The sequence below is a fragment of the Mucilaginibacter sp. P2_A4 genome (assembly GCF_056405015.1).
The window spans coordinates 370,625-384,701 of record NZ_JBFUCX010000003.1 but is presented as its reverse complement, the minus strand read 5'-3'; the positions used below and the strand labels follow the sequence as shown (position 1 = coordinate 384,701).

The window sequence follows — 14,077 nt, the reverse complement described above, 5'->3', positions numbered from 1 at the left end:
GGCCTGTTGCTTGCACCGCTACTGAAACGCTGGAATAAAAACCAACCTTCGTTAATAAAATTTATAAAAGCATTATAATGACTGCATTTTGGATATCCTTAATATTTAAAGAGATATTGATTACCTTTTTTTATGAAAAAACTTATTGTTTTTACGAGCGTGTTATCCCTGATTTTTATGGCTGGTGCAAAAACAGAGCCGCAAAGATCGGGAAAAGATATTCAGTTTACCAAAATGAGCCTGGCACATGCACTGCAAACAGCGAAGGCCGAAAAAAAGTTAATTTTTATCGACATTTATGCCACCTGGTGCGGGCCATGTATGTAGCTGAAATTGAAAACGTTCCCGAATAGGGATGCGGGACAATTCTTCAATTCGAACTTCATCAATCTTTCACTTAATGGAGAAAAGGGCGAAGGGCTGCAGTTATTCCAGGCCTACGGCTTAAGAGCATTCCCAACGCTTATTATTTTGAACAGTGAAGGCAAACCGCTACAGGCAGCTGAAGGTTATATGGATGCAAAAACACTGATCGCCTTTGTAAAGGCAGGGATGAAAAAACTGGAAGAATAAATTACCAGCCCACGTATTCCGGTGGCTTGATCCCTTTTAAGCGAAGGTAAACTACCAATTGGCCCAAATGATGCGTTTGATGGTCATGCATTAAGATCAATATTTGCCTGCGGGTCATAGGGCCTGCAAAGAACGTCACTTTTTCATCTAATTGGCCGACATTCATTTTCATATGTGCGCTCAGTCCGAGATCATAGGCATTCCCTAAAACTTTTAACACCGTTGATTTTGATAATTTTTGCGTTCCGGTACTTTTAGCAGGCGCATCGACCAAAAGATAGGATGACGATAGCCAGGTTATGTTCTCAGCGATATGGAGTAATTGCTCACGGAAACTCATTTCCTCCGGCGATGCCTTGAAATCATACCCTTCTTCAGGCATTAGAGCGGCAAGTTTCAAAGCGTAGGTTTTACTATTTACCCATTTGCGGGCGAGCTGCACCTGTAAGCTATCTGCCGACTGTGCCTTGGCAGTACAAATGGCACCCAAAAAGATCATTAATGTTAAAATTCGTTTCATTTATAAATGTGTTTATTAATCCGTGAATATTTTTGAAAATTCGCCGAAACCTAAACTTATTTCAAGTTATCAACGTAGGTCTTAACACTGCTTTCGATGACGGAACAGGGAACCAGCAAAGGCTTACCTGTCAGCGTTACATCTATGGTATTGCCTTCAACCTGTATATGTCCCTTAAAAACCATCCCCACAACTTCAAGCTTAAAACTTCCGCCATTAGCGTCCCCGTTATAAGTCGCTCCAAACCGTTCAATTTCCCGAACAGCGATCTGGTAGGTCTCTGCTATATCCTGTTTTGTTTTTATACTAAATTTACAACTCATTGGTCACCATTAAAATATTTATTCGATACCGAAGATTACAGGTCCTGAAGGCTTTTTTGTATAGCTTTTGAATAACCTGTCCCAAAAGGGGAAAACCGACCCGTAATTAGAATCGGTCTCTTGCCTGATCCTGGAATGATGGGTTCGGTGCATTAGCGGTGAAACAAAAAACTTCCGGTAAATGTGATCGGTTTTTTCTGACACACAAATATTGGAGTGATGGATCAGGATCACAGGAAAAAACAAAAACCCATAAATCAATATGCCCGTAGGAGTCAAGCCCAGTAAAGGAAACAGTGCCAATTTCATCAGCGATGACAGCAATTGTTCTACCGGGTGAAACCTTAGTGTGGTGGTGTTGTTCATTTGCTCGTCGACATGATGAAATTTGTGAAAACGCCAGAACAGCGGGATGAGGTGATTTATCCGGTGCCACCAATACATCACCAGGTCAATCAAAATCACCTGTAAAGTAAGTCTAATTAGCTGGGGAATGAAAAATAAGTTCATTAGGCCGAAATGATGGGCCTGGCCCGCCATAAGCAGTTTCCCCAGAAAATATCCGCCGCTAAATACGATAACTAAGTTCAACACCCCAATCAGCATATTTACGAGATCATGCTTTTTGCCTAAAATTATTTTTCGCGCGGGAATGATATGTTCAACAACATACAGGCAGACGAATAAGACTGCCAACCCAAAAGCTTGAAAAAATTGAAGATCAAATTTCATATGATTCATCAAGATAAGGTTCTTTGAACATTTAATTATTATTGTCCTTTGTTCTCGCTTTGATCTTCATCAAGGTGGAATATCCGCCATAACTTACCATCAACGCTAAAAATATATAAACCCAAATGGGGATATGTTTTCCAACTACAATCAGGTACAAATAGGCCGAAATAAAAAAGAAACCAGTTAACATTGATGGGAGCAAAAATGGCTTTTTCTTCCTGATATTCTGAACTGTCCACGAAAGTGAAGCAAAGAAAAACGGGATAGCGCCAACATATATACCACCAAAAATAAAAGGGTTAACATGGTATTGTTCTCCAAGCCCCAGAAACCAATCCTTTATCGTATGCCACCATCCCATCAGCTGAAAATTTGATAGGCCTTTTGCAATAGCGCTTTTACCAGCGGTGTCAGCCCTTCCGACATTAGGTCAGTGATCAGGCTTTGATTGATCCTTGAGGCGACAGGATAAGGATAAACCTTATTAAATATCGCTTTGACAGAAAGCTGCTCTGTATTCGCCAGGATAAGTTCCTGGATCAGTTCCCCTGCATTCGGGGCAACCATTGTTCCGCCCAATAGCCATTGTTTTTTTAGGAAGCCCGCTTCGCTGAAAAACAGCACTAATTTGCCATATTGATATTCATCTACTACGGCCCGGTCATCGTCCTTAAAATCTTTTTCCAGCCTGCGGTATTTGATATGATGTTCCTTTAACTGATTTTCGTTAAGGCCGAATGTGGCCAATTCCGGATCGGTGAAAGTGACCCAGGACATATATTGATTATTGAGTTTCTTTTTAAAAGGGGAAAATAGGTTATTCAGGATTAGCCGGGCATGAAATTCGGCAGCATGGGAAAACTGAAGGTCGCCCGCCACGTCGCCGCAAACCATTACATCTTTATTGGTCGTTCTCAGATACTGGTCGGTAATGATCTTATTTCCGTCGACGGCAATACCAGCGTTTGAAAGTATTAAAGGCTCCAAAGATAATTCCCTGCCTATCGCCACAAATACAGCATCAAAATAAACAACTTCCATTTTATCTGCGGGATTCTTCACAGCTGCCTCGTTAGCGGATATGAAATGGTCAATACGGGTGTCTAATAAAAATTTTACACCCTCTTTTTTTAATTGTTCCATTAATACCATGGTCACGGAGGCATCGTCGTGTTCGAGTATCGAAGCGTTTTTATGAACAACGGTAACATTGCTGCCCAACCGGGATAACGCCTGCGCGATCTCTATTCCGATAGGGCCTCCGCCAATACATAAGATATTTTCCGGCAGGGTATCCAAATGAAATATACTTTCATTATCAAAATAAGTTACCTTTTCAACTCCTTCGGCGGTTAATTTCCGGGGTTTCGAGCCGGTGGCAATGACAATCTTCTTGGCTGAGTACATTTTTCCATCTACCTTAACCTTGTTCTTTCCGGCAAAGCTTGCATTTCCCAAAGCTACAGTGATCCCCTGATCCCGTAGCCATTGTGCATTTTCATGCTTTCTGATCACTGATTGCTTTGAGCGGATATAGCCGATAACTTTTTTTATGTCAATGCTGCCATTTACATCGAGGCCAAATTGCGCCGCCTCTTTTGCTTGCCTGACCAGTTTCGCCGTATGGATCAACGCCTTGCTTGGCACACAGCCGTCATTCAGGCAATCCCCACCAATGTCCTTGTCCAACCGGGAGATCATCAGTACTTTAAAACCGGCCTGGTTCATAAAAAGCCCAACGCTTAACCCGCCGGAACCTGCGCCGATCACGATGATATCGAATTCGTGTTTTGCCATTTTGAATTGCCCTCTTTAGACTTCCTTATTACAGTTTGTGTTTGTGTATGAGTTTCCTGTACACTTCTAATAGTCGTTGCTGTGGGTAACCTAAATAATAAAGTGCCCAGATCCGAAAGAAGATACCTTGCATTCTATAAATCCCGTTGTCCAAATATTTTCTTGCCGATGTGGTTACATATCCATTCATAACAACAAACCTGCCATGTTTTTTGAGGCGATGAATAATTTCCTGGTCTTCCATTAAGATCAGGTCATCTCTAAAGCCGCCGCTTTTTTCAAATACTTCCTTAGTTACAAAAAGGCTTTGGTCGCCAAAACGTACCGCGTTCACATCAAAACGGGTGAACCAACTGTTAGCTTTTAGGAACCAGTGATGATGATCAAATGCCAAACGAAAGCACCCACTTGAGGCCCCGTTTTTATGAGCATTTAAAATAGCTGCTGTAAAGTATTGAGGGGGAATACTGTCGGCATGCAAAAAATATAACAGGTCGCCCTTTGCTATTGACGCGCCATAGTTCATTTGCTTGGCCCTCCCTTTAGGGCCTATGATAACATTTACCCCTTCTGCTTGGGCTGTTGCCCTCGTATCATCGCTACTTCCACAATCTACGAGGATAATCTCGGTATCGCCATTGCCTGCATCTCTTATTCTGGTAATGATTTTCGCGATCTGATCGGCTTCGTTAAATGTGGGGATAATAATGCTGATCATAGCTTATCAAGTATATCGGTATGCAACAAGTCCCTTTCTTCGTCTATATCTGAAAGTACCGGAAGAAGAAAATAGTTCAAAGTAAGGCTTTCGCAACGGGATAAGGTATCTTTTAATACCGAAGGGGTACTCCAGGCGACATCAACAAACAATTCCGGATGAAATACCTTCATGCCCAACAGGTAATAGCCGCCGTCCAACGCAGGGCCAATAACCACATCATGCTGCTCCAATTGCGCAAAAGCATCCGCAATAACTCCGCCGGTCAATTCGTAACAATCCGTTCCAATGATAACGACCTTTTTAATCCCGTTTTTTAAATTGTCATCAAAGGCATTTGCCATCCGCTCACCCAGATCGCCGCCTTGCTGAACGGTTTTCAGGTAAGAATTGTCCCATTCATCTCCGTCTGCTATCGCATCCGAATAATATACGATCCAGGTAGCATCAATAGTTTTTGTGAGTTGCGCGGTATGTTCAAGCAATAACCGGTACACAGAAAGCGTACGATCATGGCCAATCGTTGCGGCAAGCCTTGTTTTTACTTTGCCGTAGATCAGATTACGTGTAAATATCAATAAGATATTATTGCTCATGGTGATTTTAATTATTCCGACTTAGCAACAGCCACCGCCATCGTAAAACCAGGTTGACCCGGAAATGAAAATGTCATCCCTGTTCAATGATTCCAGCTTGCCACCCGTTTTATCACAAACGGCCAGCGGCTGATTAGGCATCAATACATGCCCTTTATGATCATCAAAATATTCAGCGTCACCGTAATAAATGGCTGTTTTACCCGTAAAAACACAAGGCCCGTCTTCTGGCATTGGGTCTTTGATCGCGCAAACCTCCACGCTTTCAATAAAGATCAGTTCTTTCGTTGCATAATGTTTAGGGTCAAGGATACGGTAGGGGCGTTTGGCCCGTACCTCTACGGTGCCGAACCCGATATCAGTGATCATTTTGATATACGCTTTAAGCGGCAGCGCGCCGCTCAGGCATAAGGCCCGAAGGCGTTCATCATCTTTTAAGGCATCGGGCATGAAAGTTTCGCATGTTGGGTCGCTCAATACCAGGCGGCCATTGGGTTTTAATACCCTGTACATTTCTGTTAATGCCTGTTTCAGTTCGTCTTCTTTAAAGATGTTGAATAGGCAGTTTTGGGCAGCTACATCAATACTGTTATCTTCTACCGGTAAATGCAGGGCGTCCCCTTTGCGGAGTTCAACAAACTCGTTTTTAAACCAGGGATTAACCCGCTCCGCTTCCACGAAATTTTTTCTGCTCGCTTCGAGCATTTCATCCACTACATCTATACCGACCACTCCGCCTGTCTGACGGCTGAAATAGGCGAACTGCAATAATTCCATCCCTCCGCCAACACCCACATATAATATTTTCGGATCGTTCACCAGGTCGCGGGGGTTTACAGTACTTCCGCAGCCGTAGTTCATCTCCTGCATTCTTTTTGGAATGTCCAAACCCGGTAATTGCCATAACGGGGTTGTTGTACAGCATAAGCCGACCTGCGGGTTTTCAGCCGCTTCTTTATAAATATTCCTGGTTGTTTCTAAATATCCTGTGCTCATAGATTCATTTATTAATAGTACTAACTGGCTACTGCCCCGCCACAGCTTGAACCCGCACCGGCAGTGCAGCCATAACAATGCTGTTTTAGAACGATGTACCGTTTATCTAAAACAGCGGCATTATAATCGCTGAGATGAAGGGAACCTGTGGTGCTGACCGGGAGATCCAGCATCTGGTTAAAATCGCAGTCATACAGATAGCCATCCCAACTAACAGAGATCGTATTGCGGCACATGACATTCTGAACAGCCGCAGGATTAAAGGCACTGACGAGCTTTTCCATGTATTTATCGTAATTACCCGTTGATAGCAAATAATCCAGATAACGGCTGATCGGCATATTGGTGATGGCGAATAAATTATTGAATCGGATTCTGAACGCTTTCAATAATTCGTCCTTATATTCCTTTTCAAGAGCTTGCTGTGACGGCGGCAGAAATGCCCCCGCCGGGTTATACACCAGGTTAAGCAACAAGCCGCAGTCCGGTTCGCCATAACCAACCGCATTTAGCATCTGCAAGGCTCTGATAGAATCCTCGAAAACACCATCACCGCGCTGCCTGTCCGTGCGGTCCTTGGTGAAGCTGGGTAAGGATGATACTACTTCCACCCGATGTTCCCTGAAAAATTCAGGCAGGTCATGGTATTTTTTGTTAGCCAAAATAATGGTCAAGTTACACCGGACGATAATGTGTTTGTTCAGTTTTTTGATCTCGGTTACGAACCAGCGGAAGTCAGGGTTCATTTCGGGCGCGCCTCCCGTAAGGTCTACTGTTTGTATGTCTGACTGCGCCAGTATATTTAAACATAACTGCATGGTTTCACGGGTCATGATCTCCTTACGGTCAGGGCCCGCATCCACATGGCAATGCTTGCATACCTGGTTGCACATTTTACCGACATTGACCTGAAATATTTCTACTCCGGTCGCCCGTAAAGGAAATTCACCCAGCCCGGCCAGTTTCTCTTTAAAGGACGCGTGTTTGTGCAGCCCTTCGTCTTCAAGGATCGCCAGCTGATTATTGGAATCTGCCAAGTGGTGTTGTAAAACGTGAAGTGATTTAATCATTACATGCCTATCTCTTTTACCTTGTTCATCATCTGTACGCCATGCACAAGTACCGCGCCGCCTTTGATCGCCGCCGCAACGTGCACGGCTTCCATCATTTGCGCTTCACTATAGCCCTTTTCATAAGCATCGCTGCTGTAAGCATCGATGCAATAAGGGCACTGTACCGCATGGGCTACCGCCAGGGCGATGAGTGACTTTTCTTTAGCTGTTAAATGGCTGTCTTTAAAAACATCTCCGTAATAGGAGAAGAATTTATCAGCCAATTCCTTTTGATATTCAGCGATATTGCCAAATTTGGCCAGATCGCCAGCGTTGTAATAGTGATCACTCATTTCTTTTTTCTTTCAATATCTGAATTAACCCCGGAATTAGACGAATGTTTCTGACCTGACAGAGTTATCAGCGCCTGGGAACAGCGCATGATCCGAACAGGCAGGTGTTAAATATGCCCTGATATAAAAAACCAAACTTAATATACCGGTTGTCCAATCTTTTCTAACTATGCCGTTAACCAATAGTACAAGCCCTATGATCACGTAAATAACCTGCCTGAAGTTCAGCCTGGTTAATTTTTTAAAAATGATTTGATTATTCATCTTTCAATATTATTAGTGTTATTCACCCTTCGTGCTCAGGCCCAATACAAGCCCGTACACCAGGTGTCCCATCATTATTCCTACTACCATCATAAACGGATTTGGCGCGTTGGCCGAGAATACGCCCATGCCCATCATCGGCATCACCATCAGTTGCATGAGTATCCATGGAAGCAGCGCAAACAACATACCCTTGATTGCCGGGCTTACTATAAGCCTGTCTTTGACCAGGAATACATAGACCAGAGCCCAAAAGATCCCGATCATCAGGTGCATCGCCCAGCCCAGCCAAACCGGAATGTCCAAGAAGTTAGCCATCATATTACCAATATTCATATCAGGCATGCCCATCATCGGTGCGGCAAGCATCAGCATCGTCATCACCACGGTAGCTATGATGCCCCCCAGCAGCCCTTGTTTTAATTTTATCGTGTTCATCTTTGGTTGGTTTAAACAGGGTTAACTTTGAAAATTGAGTTAACCTTGTAATAAAATGTCAGAAAATAGCTTATCCTTTAGCAAGTGCAGCGATGTAAACTTTTTTAATTTCTTCGTCGCTTTTAGCAAGGCTTACTTTCTGAAATTAATTTTTTCGATTTCGCGTCAATAAAATACAAAGTACCTGTTCCTGTGTTTTTCTTGGCAAATGATGCGATGCCAGCTTTTTGAAACATAGGTAAAGAAGCAGCCTTTGTTTTGTCGTCAGACAAGTCGTTCATCACGATCTGAACATCTTTGTTTGCCATCGCCATAGGCATGATGTCTTTTTCAAAACGGGGGGCGTTGGCTTGGCAAACCGGGCACCAGGAAGCTTTATTTACTAAAGCGATAACTTTGGCTTGCTGCACAAAACCGGAGATCGCGATGCCCATAAAAAGCATGGTGGCAACTAATAACTTTTTCATCGTTTGTTGATTTAAGTAAAAATTTGATTAATATGTTCTAATAGTTGCGTTCAATCGAGAATCCTGACAAAAGAATTTATTTATTTTCCTAAGTAACGATGACTTTGAGTTCTGGGTCGGACTGGCTTTAAACTACAATGCCAAAGCAAAAGCATCCAATAGAAAGAAGTAATTATTAAAAAACAGAAATTCAGCTTCCTCCTTTACTATACGCAACATCCAGGCTGATTTGTTTCATTTGAATCATGACTCGGACATTTCACGGTACCATAGCTGCAAAATACGCAGCAGTCCCGAGGTTGAGGTGTTAACATGGATTTACAACTTTCACATTCATAGAAAAAAAGGCAGGAGTCTAACGGCACCAATTCTTCTTTTTTGTGACCGCAATAAGGGCAGGAAAGAATTGATCTCAAAAGCGAAGTCGTTGAGTCCATTGTTATTTCTCTGTTAATTTGGTGATAATACGATCTTTCAGGGCATTATTTTCGACCAGTGAAATCGTTGTTGATGAGTCATCGCTGATATGATGCTGGACTAGTTTGTCGATAAGGAGGCTTTGTTTTTGATATGCCGTGCAGCCGTCGCACATAGTTATGTGCATGCGCAAGCGCACGTTTTCTTTCCATAAAAGCCCGACAAGAGATTTCTTTTCGATCAGCTCGGTTGCCTTTTTACAGGACAACATCAACCAATTCATTATTTTATGCATGATCTATACTTTAAACCAATTTATTTCAAGGCATTTCCTTAATTGTAATTTTGCTCTATGAAGGACCTGCCAGAAATTAGTGGGCGCAATATCAAGTTCCTGACAAATGACGTCGCCTTTTTTTTGCTCTATATATTTCAGATTAACGGCAACCTGCCAATGTTCCGGTAATTTATCCAAACAGGACTTTAAAACACTATTAAATTCAACGTTATCCAAAAGGTGCCCCTGATCGCCGTGCCACGCTAACGGCTTTTCCTTATTTTTCCAGCGGCCATTTTCATCAAATAACTGACCGAAAATTGAACTGTTACTTGTTTCGCTGCGTTCTTTTTCGGCAAGTTGTCGATATTTTTTACGGTAATACGCCCTTATTTTATTATTTAGTATGGCTAAAAGCCAAGTCTTAGGCGTACTTTCTCCTCTGAATTTTGCGAATTGCTCATGCGCTGTTAAAAATGTGTCCTGCACCAGGTCTTCGGCAGATTCTTTATTAGATGTTTTAAAAAATGCCCAGCTATACAAATTATTGGTGTACTCTATTATCCAGGATTCTATAATTCCAGAAGCGCTTTCCGTATCCTTTTTTTTGTTCATCTATAGTAGTCCTGCAATCTTAAGTAAAGGAAAGCAATCCTATCCATTTTCGCTAATTACGTCTACCATTCCGATAAGTTATTTGTAGTTATTACCAATCGCAGGATATTTTGACGACGTTTAATAACACCATGGAGTACGTTAGGAATAAGTCTTCAAAAAACTACATCCCCGCCATCGGTGGTATTGGAATTATCAGGGAAAACTCTCGTCACTGATGAGAGTTCTGCATACATTGTTCATTTTCCATTTAGCCATCATGGCATATACCAGCAAATAAAACCATTTGATTTTAACCCGATTATTTTTTACTTCACCACTCAATACCTTGTTAATTTCATTGATGCTACTGTTGGACTCAACTCAGCCAAGACAAGGTTTTTTGGTTGAAAACATTGGATGATATCTCAAACAGGGGCCTTAGTTTGAGATTCTGGTAAACCAGCAAATCCAATGTTTAATTTACTAATAAGGGTAGGTCAAAGTAAAAAGCTGCCCCCTGCTTTCCATCGCTTTCAACGCCAATGCTACCGTCGTGCGCTTTGATAACTTCTCCAGCAATATAAAGACCCATTCCGAAACCATCCATTTTACGGGCTTTTACATTATCGGTACGCGAAAAACGCTGAAACAAACTGGCCTGGTTCTCTATAGGGATACCAATACCACGGTCGGTTACCTTGGTGCGTATTGTTTGCTTTTTTTCGTCAACTGTTAAGTTGATGTTGATGTTGGCGTTATCGGGGGAATATTTGATGGCATTGGTAAGCAGGTTAGTCAGCACCTGGCTAATGCGCATACGGTCCCCCAATATGCATACATCGCTTATTTCATTGACCTGGATATGGTGTTTGGTGTTGGCTTGGTTCATCTCCTGTACCAAGTCAATAATTAATTCAAGTAAAACAAAAGGTTCCTTTTTGAGCTGAATGGTGCCGGCCTTAAAGGCTGATGCATCCAGTAGGAACGAAGTCAGTCGGTTCAGTTTCTCAGACTGAACAATGATGCGCTCGATGGTGGTATTTACACGGTCGCTTACTTTTCCTTTTAATTCAATATTCAGGATCTGTGTATAGGACCGTATCACCGAAATCGGCGTTTTGAGTTCGTGACTGGCCACGCTGATAAAATCCTCCTGGGCCTGCTCCAGTTTCCGTTGTAGTGTAACATCCTGGAAAGTAAGCAAGTGCTGGCCAACAGTTTTAAAGGTTTGAAAAACCTTACGGCACGATATCAGCAGGGTATGTTCTTCGGCGTCCCCGCCCTTGTAGATCAGCTCAAAATTCTCAAAGCTTTCATAATGCTGCATTTTCTCATCCAGGGCCTTCGTATCCAGCCCGGCAGAGATGGTTTCAAATATATTACGTCCTTCTGACTGTACTTTTTCCAGCTCAAAAAGCTTAAAAAAAGCTTTGCTGGCCGAATTGATGGCCATATCAGCGTTCAGGATTAATATCGGCTCCTTGGAAGTCTCGACGATACTTTGGGCGTACTTACGTGCCTCCAATACTTCATTTTCTGCTTCTTTCCTTCGGCTTAGGTTTCGCAGGATCTTGGTATAGCCGATCTGATTATTCCCGTTGTCAGTTAACGGAAAGATTAACCCACTTGCCCAAAAGAGGGAGCCGTCCTTTCGTTGGTGATAACGCTCATCCATACCCCGGCCTTTTTCCAGTGCCTCTGTAAATTCATGTTCGGGCACCCCGTTCTTTCGGTCCTCCTCTGTATAAATGATATTACCAGGCTGTCCACAGATCTCTTCCTCTGTATAACCCAAGACATGCTCTGCTCCCTTATTCCAGGATGTAATGATTCGTTCATTATCAGTAGTAAAAACACAATAATCTTCCAGGCTTTCCAGTATGTTTTTATAGAAATTGCTATCTAAGTTACTCGCACTCTTTACTTTCATTTCCATATTATTGATTTTAACCGAGGCAAAAGTAAGCATATCCTTTGAGCAAAAGCATACTTCTAAAAAGAGTAAACAAGATCGGCGTCCAAACATGGCATTGTATTGATGTATAGATTAGGATAACCCTGGGATTATGAGTAAGCGAATATTGGTTTTTGATGACGATTAAGATATATTGGATATTCTCACTTATATTTTAATAGAACAGGGATATAAAATTCAGGCTTATTCAAATGGCAAACATGTTTTCGAAGCAATCAAAAGCTTTCACATAGACCTGATACTGATGGATGTCATACTGGATGATATGGACGGCAGATTGATTTGCAGGAATATGAAAGAAACGTCCGAAACCAAGCATTTGCCCGTGATCCTGATCTCTGCCAGCCATGATCTTTGGCTAGCTTTAAATCAACGGGGGGCACTTAATGATTTTATCAGCAAGCCGTTTGATATCGATTATCTGCTGAACAAATTTGAGCAATACGTTGCGGATATGCCCGATAAATAAGCCGTCAATAATAAACAAGCTCGAGGGTTGCAGGCATCTATATTACCATCTTAACTTCAGAATACAAGAAGTCGGTATTTTGGGCAAATTAAAATTAATAAGGAGAATATTTATAACGCAAGCGTTTAAATTTAATAAGTTTCCAATGTTAAAGTTGACGGCAAAAAGTTCTATAATGGGTAAATCAACATCGCCCCAATGATCACGGCGGTAGCGTTTACATTGAGCCTTATAGATGCATTTAGAATCGCGAAGCTCAAAGCCCAGAGATTGGCTCCGCTTTAAAGCTGAAAAATCAGAACTGTAAATTTTCATTACATTTTTGTCACATTTAATCATATCATGCAAGTGATCGGAGGATTGTGCTTGCCATGGGGTTAAGAAACAATTTATTCTGCCTTTGTAACCCACCGGCTCTTCTTGCATGGTTAAATTGATCAACTTAAGGCAAAATTTCTAACCCAAATTCTAATGAGGTAATTTATTTTTCAGTAAACCGTAAAGATAAGTGCCTCCCAAGGCCCCCATGATAACAATAATCATGGTTACGTATCCGTACCCGATATTCACAAACATGGGACCCGGACAGGCACCGGTTAAGGCCCATCCCAAGCCAAAAATGGATCCGCCTAAAATGTATTTGGCCCAGCTTTTCTCTTTATCCATGAATATGATTGGGTTGCCTTGTGAATCTTTGATCCGGAATTTCTTGATCAGGAAAACTGCTAAAGTACCCATTATTACAGCCGTACCGATGATACCGTACATGTGGAATGACTGGAAGCGGAACATTTCCTGTATCCTGTACCATGAAACGGCCTCTGATTTGGTCATAACGATACCGAAGATTACCCCCATAATAATAAATTTTAATCCTTTCATAGCGATAATATTAAGGGTAATATAAAATGGGTCATAACAAGCCCGCCTGCAAAAAAACCGATAACAGCCACGAGAGAGGGCAATTGAAGGTTCGATAAACCACTAATAGCGTGGCCAGAAGTACAGCCGCCAGCATATCTGGACCCAAATCCGACCAGCAAACCACCCGATAACAGGATCAAAACGTTTTTCAACGATAACGCGCCATTTCCAAACAACTGTAAGGGGTTTAACTGTCCATCGAAACGAATGCCCATTGCCCTCAGGTCCTTAACGGTAGCGCTTGAAAGTTGTAGTGGAATGTCACTTTTTAACAAGGTTGCAGATATAAAACCGCCGACTACCGAACCAGCTAAAAAAAGCAGGTTCCATTTTTGCGTTTTCCAGTCAAAATTAAAAAATGGTAATTTTCTGCCGGCACCAGCTATCGTACAGATGGTGCGGAGATTGGACGAAAATCCAAAAGACTTTCCAAAGTATAGTAATGAAACCATGATAGCAGCAATCGCTGCACCGGATACGTACCAGGGCCAGGGTTGTCTGAGCAAATCGAGCATATATTCTATTTTTGTTTTTTAAGTTTTTGATAAATTATTCGGAAACAGTCCCGGAGCGCCCGTCAAGTTGA

General features: G+C 42.2%; 23 protein-coding genes. 3 read left to right on the top strand and 20 right to left on the bottom strand.

Going from position 1 to position 14,077, the window contains the following annotated elements; all coding sequences use genetic code 11:
* Positions 1–132 precede the first annotated feature (132 nt).
* Positions 133–327 (top strand): hypothetical protein, encoded by a 195-nt coding sequence (locus tag AC1DYB_RS08365; protein ID WP_477434007.1) that lies wholly within the window; start codon positions 133–135, stop codon positions 325–327.
* Positions 328–333: 6 nt separating this feature from the next.
* On the top strand, positions 334–573 hold the full coding sequence (locus tag AC1DYB_RS08360) for a hypothetical protein (RefSeq protein ID WP_477434005.1): 240 nt from the start codon (positions 334–336) through the stop codon (positions 571–573).
* A gap of 1 nt (position 574) precedes the next feature.
* Here AC1DYB_RS08360 and AC1DYB_RS08355 read toward each other — a convergent pair whose 3' ends face one another.
* The 17 genes from AC1DYB_RS08355 to AC1DYB_RS08275 all read right to left on the bottom strand — a co-directional run bounded on the left by AC1DYB_RS08355 (position 575) and on the right by AC1DYB_RS08275 (position 12,053).
* A complete protein-coding gene (locus AC1DYB_RS08355) occupies positions 575–1,093 on the bottom strand; it encodes a DinB family protein (protein ID WP_477434003.1) in 519 nt (172 codons plus the stop codon).
* Positions 1,094–1,149: 56 nt separating this feature from the next.
* Positions 1,150–1,416 (bottom strand): hypothetical protein, encoded by a 267-nt coding sequence (locus AC1DYB_RS08350; protein ID WP_477434001.1) that lies wholly within the window; start codon positions 1,414–1,416, stop codon positions 1,150–1,152.
* Positions 1,417–1,434: 18 nt separating this feature from the next.
* Positions 1,435–1,926, bottom strand: coding sequence for a sterol desaturase family protein (locus tag AC1DYB_RS08345; protein ID WP_477433999.1), 492 nt, complete (start codon positions 1,924–1,926; stop codon positions 1,435–1,437).
* Between the two features lie 253 nt (positions 1,927–2,179).
* Positions 2,180–2,512: a hypothetical protein gene (locus tag AC1DYB_RS08340; protein ID WP_477433997.1), complete on the bottom strand. Its 333-nt coding sequence runs from the start codon at positions 2,510–2,512 to the stop codon at positions 2,180–2,182.
* Positions 2,512–3,948 (bottom strand): dihydrolipoyl dehydrogenase family protein, encoded by a 1,437-nt coding sequence (locus AC1DYB_RS08335; RefSeq protein WP_477433995.1) that lies wholly within the window; start codon positions 3,946–3,948, stop codon positions 2,512–2,514. The genes AC1DYB_RS08340 and AC1DYB_RS08335 overlap by 1 nt, the downstream gene beginning before the upstream one ends.
* A 28-nt stretch (positions 3,949–3,976) precedes the next feature.
* Positions 3,977–4,666, bottom strand: a complete 690-nt coding sequence (locus AC1DYB_RS08330) for a TIGR04283 family arsenosugar biosynthesis glycosyltransferase (protein ID WP_477433993.1) — start codon at positions 4,664–4,666, stop codon at positions 3,977–3,979.
* Positions 4,663–5,262 (bottom strand): TIGR04282 family arsenosugar biosynthesis glycosyltransferase, encoded by a 600-nt coding sequence (locus AC1DYB_RS08325; protein WP_477433990.1) that lies wholly within the window; start codon positions 5,260–5,262, stop codon positions 4,663–4,665. Before AC1DYB_RS08325 ends, AC1DYB_RS08330 begins: the two co-directional genes overlap by 4 nt.
* Before the next feature lie 21 nt (positions 5,263–5,283).
* Entirely contained in the window at positions 5,284–6,258 is a 975-nt protein-coding gene (arsM, locus tag AC1DYB_RS08320) for an arsenosugar biosynthesis arsenite methyltransferase ArsM (RefSeq protein WP_477433988.1), read from the bottom strand.
* A 20-nt stretch (positions 6,259–6,278) separates the two neighbouring features.
* The gene (gene arsS, locus AC1DYB_RS08315; protein ID WP_477433986.1) at positions 6,279–7,328 is read right to left on the bottom strand and encodes an arsenosugar biosynthesis radical SAM (seleno)protein ArsS; all 1,050 of its coding nucleotides are present in this window, start codon (positions 7,326–7,328) and stop codon (positions 6,279–6,281) included.
* Positions 7,328–7,663, bottom strand: coding sequence for an arsenosugar biosynthesis-associated peroxidase-like protein (locus AC1DYB_RS08310; protein ID WP_477433984.1), 336 nt, complete (start codon positions 7,661–7,663; stop codon positions 7,328–7,330). The genes arsS and AC1DYB_RS08310 overlap by 1 nt, the downstream gene beginning before the upstream one ends.
* Before the next feature lie 36 nt (positions 7,664–7,699).
* Complete coding sequence (locus tag AC1DYB_RS08305) at positions 7,700–7,927, bottom strand: hypothetical protein (RefSeq protein ID WP_477433982.1); 228 nt, start codon at positions 7,925–7,927, stop codon at positions 7,700–7,702.
* Between the two features lie 18 nt (positions 7,928–7,945).
* A complete protein-coding gene (locus AC1DYB_RS08300; protein WP_477433980.1) occupies positions 7,946–8,365 on the bottom strand; it encodes a DUF6789 family protein in 420 nt (139 codons plus the stop codon).
* 122 nt (positions 8,366–8,487) lie between these two features.
* Positions 8,488–8,832, bottom strand: coding sequence for a TlpA family protein disulfide reductase (locus tag AC1DYB_RS08295; protein ID WP_477433978.1), 345 nt, complete (start codon positions 8,830–8,832; stop codon positions 8,488–8,490).
* A 206-nt stretch (positions 8,833–9,038) separates the two neighbouring features.
* Complete coding sequence (locus AC1DYB_RS08290; RefSeq protein ID WP_477433976.1) at positions 9,039–9,269, bottom strand: GDCCVxC domain-containing (seleno)protein; 231 nt, start codon at positions 9,267–9,269, stop codon at positions 9,039–9,041.
* A gap of 2 nt (positions 9,270–9,271) precedes the next feature.
* A complete protein-coding gene (locus AC1DYB_RS08285) occupies positions 9,272–9,544 on the bottom strand; it encodes a hypothetical protein (protein ID WP_477433974.1) in 273 nt (90 codons plus the stop codon).
* Positions 9,545–9,547: 3 nt separating this feature from the next.
* Complete coding sequence (locus tag AC1DYB_RS08280) at positions 9,548–10,141, bottom strand: sigma-70 family RNA polymerase sigma factor (protein WP_477433972.1); 594 nt, start codon at positions 10,139–10,141, stop codon at positions 9,548–9,550.
* A gap of 457 nt (positions 10,142–10,598) precedes the next feature.
* Complete coding sequence (locus tag AC1DYB_RS08275) at positions 10,599–12,053, bottom strand: ATP-binding protein (RefSeq protein WP_477433970.1); 1,455 nt, start codon at positions 12,051–12,053, stop codon at positions 10,599–10,601.
* 178 nt (positions 12,054–12,231) lie between these two features.
* Here AC1DYB_RS08275 and AC1DYB_RS08270 point away from each other — a divergent pair, with 178 nt between their 5' ends.
* Entirely contained in the window at positions 12,232–12,567 is a 336-nt protein-coding gene (locus AC1DYB_RS08270) for a response regulator (protein WP_477433968.1), read from the top strand.
* Positions 12,568–12,609: 42 nt separating this feature from the next.
* Here AC1DYB_RS08270 and AC1DYB_RS08265 read toward each other — a convergent pair whose 3' ends face one another.
* The 3 genes from AC1DYB_RS08265 to AC1DYB_RS08255 are packed head-to-tail and all read right to left on the bottom strand — an operon-like array spanning position 12,610 to position 14,006.
* Positions 12,610–12,993, bottom strand: coding sequence for a hypothetical protein (locus AC1DYB_RS08265; protein ID WP_477433966.1), 384 nt, complete (start codon positions 12,991–12,993; stop codon positions 12,610–12,612).
* Positions 12,994–13,035: 42 nt separating this feature from the next.
* The gene (locus AC1DYB_RS08260; RefSeq protein ID WP_477433964.1) at positions 13,036–13,449 is read right to left on the bottom strand and encodes a DUF6691 family protein; all 414 of its coding nucleotides are present in this window, start codon (positions 13,447–13,449) and stop codon (positions 13,036–13,038) included.
* On the bottom strand, positions 13,446–14,006 hold the full coding sequence (locus tag AC1DYB_RS08255) for a YeeE/YedE family protein (RefSeq protein WP_477433962.1): 561 nt from the start codon (positions 14,004–14,006) through the stop codon (positions 13,446–13,448). Before AC1DYB_RS08255 ends, AC1DYB_RS08260 begins: the two co-directional genes overlap by 4 nt.
* Positions 14,007–14,077 lie beyond the last annotated feature (71 nt).

What these genes read in the sequence shown, in the direction of transcription:
- AC1DYB_RS08325 (WP_477433990.1), bottom strand. Translation starts at nt 5,262, where the DNA reads ATGAGCAATAATATCTTATTGATATTTACACGTAATCTGATCTACGGC.
- AC1DYB_RS08305 (WP_477433982.1), bottom strand. Translation starts at nt 7,927, where the DNA reads ATGAATAATCAAATCATTTTTAAAAAATTAACCAGGCTGAACTTCAGG.
- AC1DYB_RS08340 (WP_477433997.1), bottom strand. Translation starts at nt 2,512, where the DNA reads ATGGGATGGTGGCATACGATAAAGGATTGGTTTCTGGGGCTTGGAGAA.
- AC1DYB_RS08345 (WP_477433999.1), bottom strand. Translation starts at nt 1,926, where the DNA reads ATGAACTTATTTTTCATTCCCCAGCTAATTAGACTTACTTTACAGGTG.
- AC1DYB_RS08275 (WP_477433970.1), bottom strand. Translation starts at nt 12,053, where the DNA reads ATGAAAGTAAAGAGTGCGAGTAACTTAGATAGCAATTTCTATAAAAAC.
- AC1DYB_RS08300 (WP_477433980.1), bottom strand. Translation starts at nt 8,365, where the DNA reads ATGAACACGATAAAATTAAAACAAGGGCTGCTGGGGGGCATCATAGCT.
- AC1DYB_RS08280 (WP_477433972.1), bottom strand. Translation starts at nt 10,141, where the DNA reads ATGAACAAAAAAAAGGATACGGAAAGCGCTTCTGGAATTATAGAATCC.
- AC1DYB_RS08290 (WP_477433976.1), bottom strand. Translation starts at nt 9,269, where the DNA reads ATGGACTCAACGACTTCGCTTTTGAGATCAATTCTTTCCTGCCCTTAT.
- AC1DYB_RS08350 (WP_477434001.1), bottom strand. Translation starts at nt 1,416, where the DNA reads ATGAGTTGTAAATTTAGTATAAAAACAAAACAGGATATAGCAGAGACC.
- arsS (WP_477433986.1), bottom strand. Translation starts at nt 7,328, where the DNA reads ATGATTAAATCACTTCACGTTTTACAACACCACTTGGCAGATTCCAAT.
- AC1DYB_RS08365 (WP_477434007.1), top strand. Translation starts at nt 133, where the DNA reads ATGAAAAAACTTATTGTTTTTACGAGCGTGTTATCCCTGATTTTTATG.
- AC1DYB_RS08260 (WP_477433964.1), bottom strand. Translation starts at nt 13,449, where the DNA reads ATGAAAGGATTAAAATTTATTATTATGGGGGTAATCTTCGGTATCGTT.
- AC1DYB_RS08295 (WP_477433978.1), bottom strand. Translation starts at nt 8,832, where the DNA reads ATGAAAAAGTTATTAGTTGCCACCATGCTTTTTATGGGCATCGCGATC.
- AC1DYB_RS08330 (WP_477433993.1), bottom strand. Translation starts at nt 4,666, where the DNA reads ATGATCAGCATTATTATCCCCACATTTAACGAAGCCGATCAGATCGCG.
- AC1DYB_RS08335 (WP_477433995.1), bottom strand. Translation starts at nt 3,948, where the DNA reads ATGGCAAAACACGAATTCGATATCATCGTGATCGGCGCAGGTTCCGGC.
- AC1DYB_RS08355 (WP_477434003.1), bottom strand. Translation starts at nt 1,093, where the DNA reads ATGAAACGAATTTTAACATTAATGATCTTTTTGGGTGCCATTTGTACT.
- AC1DYB_RS08285 (WP_477433974.1), bottom strand. Translation starts at nt 9,544, where the DNA reads ATGCATAAAATAATGAATTGGTTGATGTTGTCCTGTAAAAAGGCAACC.
- arsM (WP_477433988.1), bottom strand. Translation starts at nt 6,258, where the DNA reads ATGAGCACAGGATATTTAGAAACAACCAGGAATATTTATAAAGAAGCG.
- AC1DYB_RS08310 (WP_477433984.1), bottom strand. Translation starts at nt 7,663, where the DNA reads ATGAGTGATCACTATTACAACGCTGGCGATCTGGCCAAATTTGGCAAT.
- AC1DYB_RS08255 (WP_477433962.1), bottom strand. Translation starts at nt 14,006, where the DNA reads ATGCTCGATTTGCTCAGACAACCCTGGCCCTGGTACGTATCCGGTGCA.
- AC1DYB_RS08265 (WP_477433966.1), bottom strand. Translation starts at nt 12,993, where the DNA reads ATGCAAGAAGAGCCGGTGGGTTACAAAGGCAGAATAAATTGTTTCTTA.